The 4,415-nt window shown below is 68.9% G+C and carries 6 protein-coding genes and 1 other RNA gene; 2 read left to right on the top strand and 5 right to left on the bottom strand.

Annotated features, from left to right (window positions below):
- Nucleotides 1–38 precede the first annotated feature (38 nt).
- Nucleotides 39–446: RNase P RNA component class A (rnpB, locus tag ACFWF3_RS25785), an RNA gene on the bottom strand.
- Nucleotides 447–482: 36 nt separating this feature from the next.
- On the opposite strand from rnpB, the gene ACFWF3_RS25780 reads away from it, so the two are divergent.
- Nucleotides 483–1,370, top strand: coding sequence for an alpha/beta hydrolase (locus ACFWF3_RS25780; protein WP_379315862.1), 888 nt, complete (start codon nucleotides 483–485; stop codon nucleotides 1,368–1,370).
- Between the two features lie 50 nt (nucleotides 1,371–1,420).
- Here the strand turns inward: ACFWF3_RS25780 and ACFWF3_RS25775 are convergent, their stop codons facing one another.
- Both ACFWF3_RS25775 and ACFWF3_RS25770 read right to left on the bottom strand, forming a co-directional pair.
- Nucleotides 1,421–1,828 carry an SgcJ/EcaC family oxidoreductase gene (locus ACFWF3_RS25775; RefSeq protein ID WP_379315860.1) on the bottom strand — a complete coding sequence of 136 codons (408 nt, stop codon included), beginning with the start codon at nucleotides 1,826–1,828 and terminating at the stop codon, nucleotides 1,421–1,423.
- Nucleotides 1,825–2,220 (bottom strand): hypothetical protein, encoded by a 396-nt coding sequence (locus tag ACFWF3_RS25770; RefSeq protein WP_379315858.1) that lies wholly within the window; start codon nucleotides 2,218–2,220, stop codon nucleotides 1,825–1,827. Before ACFWF3_RS25770 ends, ACFWF3_RS25775 begins: the two co-directional genes overlap by 4 nt.
- Before the next feature lie 109 nt (nucleotides 2,221–2,329).
- Between ACFWF3_RS25770 and ACFWF3_RS25765 the strand changes: the two genes are divergently transcribed.
- Entirely contained in the window at nucleotides 2,330–3,133 is an 804-nt protein-coding gene (locus ACFWF3_RS25765; RefSeq protein WP_379315856.1) for a helix-turn-helix domain-containing protein, read from the top strand.
- A 61-nt stretch (nucleotides 3,134–3,194) separates the two neighbouring features.
- Here the strand turns inward: ACFWF3_RS25765 and ACFWF3_RS25760 are convergent, their stop codons facing one another.
- Together ACFWF3_RS25760 and ACFWF3_RS25755 are read right to left on the bottom strand one after the other, a co-directional pair.
- Nucleotides 3,195–3,884 carry a S1 family peptidase gene (locus ACFWF3_RS25760; RefSeq protein ID WP_378639444.1) on the bottom strand — a complete coding sequence of 230 codons (690 nt, stop codon included), beginning with the start codon at nucleotides 3,882–3,884 and terminating at the stop codon, nucleotides 3,195–3,197.
- 141 nt (nucleotides 3,885–4,025) lie between these two features.
- A partial coding sequence (locus ACFWF3_RS25755) for a histidine phosphatase family protein (RefSeq protein WP_379315854.1) occupies nucleotides 4,026–4,415 on the bottom strand: 390 nt, incomplete at its 5' end.

Raw genomic sequence — 4,415 nt, 5'->3', positions numbered from 1 at the left:
GGCCGCGCCGGACGCTGCCGGACCGGCGGGTCCGGTCGCGGGCGAGCCGACCTGTAAGCCGGATCCTGTCCCCGATTCGCATCGGGGGGCGACCATCCATCTGGACACACCGTTGCCGGGTGCCTCGAGCGGTCCACCCGCAGGCTCGGGCGAGCAGCCCTCGAACACCTGCGCAGCCGCACCGTTGCCGATGCGACCTTCGACCTTGCTCCGGGCGGGGTTTACCTAGCCGCCCCGGTCACCCGGGGCGCTGGTGCGCTCTTACCGCACCGTTTCACCCTTACCGCACGTGCGTGCGGCGGTTTGTTTTCTGTGGCACTGTCCCGCGGGTCACCCCGGGTTGCCGTTAACAACCGCCCTGCTCTGTGGAGTCCGGACTTTCCTCGGCACCGGGCAGCGGCACTGTTCGTGCCCGTTCCCGTTACCGCGGTCGCCCGGCCGACTCGCCCGCCGGTACAGAGTACTCGCTACGGTATTGACTCATGGAACGTGTCGACGTCAGTTTCCCTTCGGGTGACCAGCAGTGCGCCGCGTGGCTCTACCTGCCCGACGGCGCGCCTCGTCCGCGGCCGTTGGTGATCATGGGACACGGGCTCGGGGCCACCCGCGAGATGGGGTTGGATCGGTATGCGCGGCGGTTCGTCGCCGCGGGAATGGGGGTGCTCGCGTTCGACTACCGGAATTTCGGTGCCAGTGAGGGTTCGCCGCGCCAGGTGCTCAACATCGGGCGACAGCGGCAGGACTGGAAGGCCGCAATCGCCTACGCGCGCAGCATCCGGGGCTTCGACGCCACTCGGATCGCGTTGTGGGGCACCTCGTTCGGCGGGGGACATGTGCTCGCGGTGGCGCCCGACGACGATTACCTCGCCGCGGTGGTGGCCCAGGTGCCGTTCACCAGCGGGTGGGCGTCGGGGATGGCGAAGGGCCCGATCAGCCTGACCAAGGTCGCCACCATCGCCGCCACCGACCTGCTCTTCGGGCCGATCCGCCGCAAACCCGTCCGCATCCGCCTGGCCGGGCGCAAACGCTCCGCGGCGTTGATGAGCGCCACCGACGTGCCGGAAGGCTACGGCCGACTGGCCGAGGAGAGCGACACCTACGATCCCAAAGTGGGTGCCCGCGTGGCATTCTCGACACTGTTCGACTCCCCCGGCCGCCGCGCCAAGTCCTTGAAGATCCCGGTCTTCTACGCGATCGCCGAGAACGACTCGATCGCCCCCGCCGGCCCGACCCGCAAGGCCGCCGAACGCACCAAACACGCTGTGGTCAAGCAGTATCCGGTCGGCCACTTCGACGTGTACTTCGACGATGTCTTCGAGCAGGTAGTACGCGACCAGACCGATTTCCTGGTGTCGGTCCTTCGCCCCTGAACTGCCCGGATACCCCGCGCCCGTGGGGCACCATGGGGTGATGGAACAGATCAGCTCGCCTGATCGCTGCGCGTGGCGATGCGGGTGTTCTGGAACGAGGTGAACTGCCAGCCGTTGTTCGTGAGGGCGGCCGTGCGGATCTGGACGCTGCTGTGTGGCGGGGCAGGTTGTCCTCGACGCAGGACGCGGACCCCGTAGGTCACCAGGATCGCTGTGTCGCGGGTGGGGAATCGCAAGGTGCTCCGCTCGGGCTCCGACAGGTGGGTGCCGCGCATGAAGCCGTCGAAGCCTTCCTGCATGACGGCGGCGAGTTGCGCACGGCCCTGGATGAATTCGCCGATCACCGAGACGAAGTCGGCGTCATCGGTGAACGTCGCGGCGAACGCGGTACCGTCGCCGGCTGCCCACGCGGCGACCTGTTCGGCGAGTAAATCCAGCACGGCTGCCTCGTCGCTCATCGGTCCGCCCGCCGAAGGCCGACGTATTCGAGGGCGGCGAAGGTCGCGACCAGGGCGGCGCCGGTGAGGAGGAACGCGATGCCGGGGGTGGTCAGGGTGAAGATATCGGTGGCGGCGAGCGCCGTCATGCCGACGGCCGAGAGCGCGTTGACCGCGATGACTGTGGGGGCGAAGCGAGCGGGACCACCCCGGGCGATGGCGAGCAGGGTGGCACCGCCGGTGAGCATGACGACACCGAACAGCAGCGACACGGGGACCGGTAGGCCGAGTGGGTCGCGCAGTAGCGGCGCTGCGGCCGCCATCACGATGCCGAAAAGCCCTGTGCTCCAGCCGTCTACACGCAGCACCGTGGGCAGTAGGCCGGGTCGCGGATTGGCGATCGAGGTGGTCATCGTCTTCTCCTGTCTCGGGGAACGACCCCACTGTGCGGCGACCGGGTCAGCGTGGCAATGACCTCGGAGGTCATGGCCTTGTCTCGCGCCGGGCCGATACGCTGGGCGGGTGACGAGGACGAGCGCCCAGATCGGGCCGTTGATGCGCGAGTGGCGGCAGCGGCGCAAGCTCAGTCAGCTCGACCTGGCACTGACCGCGGATACCTCGGCACGGCACCTTTCCTACCTGGAGACCGGACGCTCCAAGCCGAGTCGCGACATGGTGCTCCGCCTGTGCGAGGCGCTCGAAGTGCCACTGCGAGAACGCAATACCTTGCTGCTCGCGGCCGGATTCGCGCCCGCCTACCAGGAGTCGCGGCTCGACGCCGCCGAACTCTCGGCAGCCAGGGCCGCCATCGACACCATGTTGCGCGCGCACGAACCGTATCCGGCCGTGGTGGTCGACCGGTGGTGGGACGTGGTCGCGGGCAATGCCGCCATGCCGGTCCTGATGATCGGCATCCCCGAGCAGCTGCTGCTCCCCCGCCCCAACGTCTACCGGCTGGTCCTGCACCCGGACGGCCTCGCGCGGCGGCTGGAGAACCTGCACCAGGTCAGGGACCTCTTCCTCGAACGGTTGCGCCGGCAGGCGGGAGCCACCGGTGACGACCGTCTGCGCGCCCTCTACGACGAGGTGAACGCCTATCCCGCGCCACCGGATTCGCCGGCACCCGCCGAATCCACCGGCCCTTTCCAGGTGCCGATCCGCGTCACCACACCCACCGGCACCCTGTCCATGTTCTCGACGATGGCCACCTTCGGCGCACCCGCCGATGTGACCCTGTCCGAACTCGCCATCGAGTTCTTCTATCCCCTCGACGACGCCACCGCCACAGCGCTGCGGGCGATGGGCGACGCACAGTCACCTGGGTGATCGACCACGACAAGGGGCGCAGCACCTGATCGGTACTGCGCCCCTTGTTTTCGTGAGTAGATCAGATGGGCTGGAAGCCCGCGCCTACGCCGCCTGCGCGGTTGAGCACGTCCAGGATCACCTGGATTGGCTGGAAGTACGCGGGCGAGTGGATCGGGTTCGCGCCACCGGTGCACGGGACGTCGAAATCGACCGGGCCCAGGCCGGTGAGACGGCCCTGGTTCATGCCGACGAGGCGGTCGCCGACGACGACGGGGCCGCCGGAATCGCCCGGCTGCGAGCAGTACTGGTTGATGGAGGTGCCTTCGAGCTCACCCCACACCACGCCACAGCTGCGACCGCTGGTACGGCCGTCCGAGCACACCGTGGCGCCGGGGCCGGGCGAGGCGCCGATACCGGCGACGGTGGTCTGGCCGATGGTGCGCACCGGCAGTACCTTCGACGCATCCAGTTGCAGCACAGCGAAATCCAGGTAATCACCGTCGTCGGAGTACGCGACGGTCCCGATCACGCCTGCCTTGAGCGCCTGCTCGGCGCCGACGCGCGAACCGGTCGGCGCGCAGTGTCCGGCGGTGAGGCCGACGAGGCGACCCGCACCGTCGTGGCCGATGGCTGTGAGCGAACAACCGGAGTTGTTGTCGAAGACGATGCCCGAAGCCGCGCCGAGCACCACGCTCGGATCGGCCGTCACACTGCCCGCACCCGCGGACGCGGTGAGCACCCCCGCGATGGCCGCCGCAAACGCCGCCATCCGTAGAAACCTCATCAAGTACCTTTCCTGTGTGGCCGCGGCATTCCGCGCGCCCGAGAATATTTCGGGCGATGCGGCGTCGTCGTTACGCCGACCGTGCGCCGGGGCGACCGTACCGTGCCCGGGTGACGAGCGGCTAGCTCACAGGTACGAGGTGTCGTTGACCAGGCGCACCGAGGCGCCGCCGTCGGGATAGAACTCGGCCACGCACAGCGACGCGAGGTCGAGGTGCAGGCGGTACAGCAGCGACGGCCCCACCCCCAGCGCCAGTTGCAGCAGGGTTTTGATCGGGGTCACGTGGCTGACCACCACCACGTTCTGGCCCGGGTACAGCGCCACCAGATCGCGGCGCACCCCTTCGACGCGTTCGCGGACCTGATCGAAACTCTCGCCGCCGGGTGCGGGGATCGACGGGTCGCCGAGCCAGTCGCGGTGCAGCAACGGGTCGCGCTCGGCGGCCTCGGCGAAGGTGAGACCCTCCCAGTCGCCGAAATCGGTCTCGGTGAGGCCGTCGAGGATGCGCAACGGCAC

Origin of the sequence: Nocardia sp. NPDC060220 (assembly GCF_042727815.1) — a bacterium.
Lineage (GTDB): Bacteria > Actinomycetota > Actinomycetes > Mycobacteriales > Mycobacteriaceae > Nocardia.
This window is presented reverse-complemented; position numbering and strand designations above follow the sequence as displayed.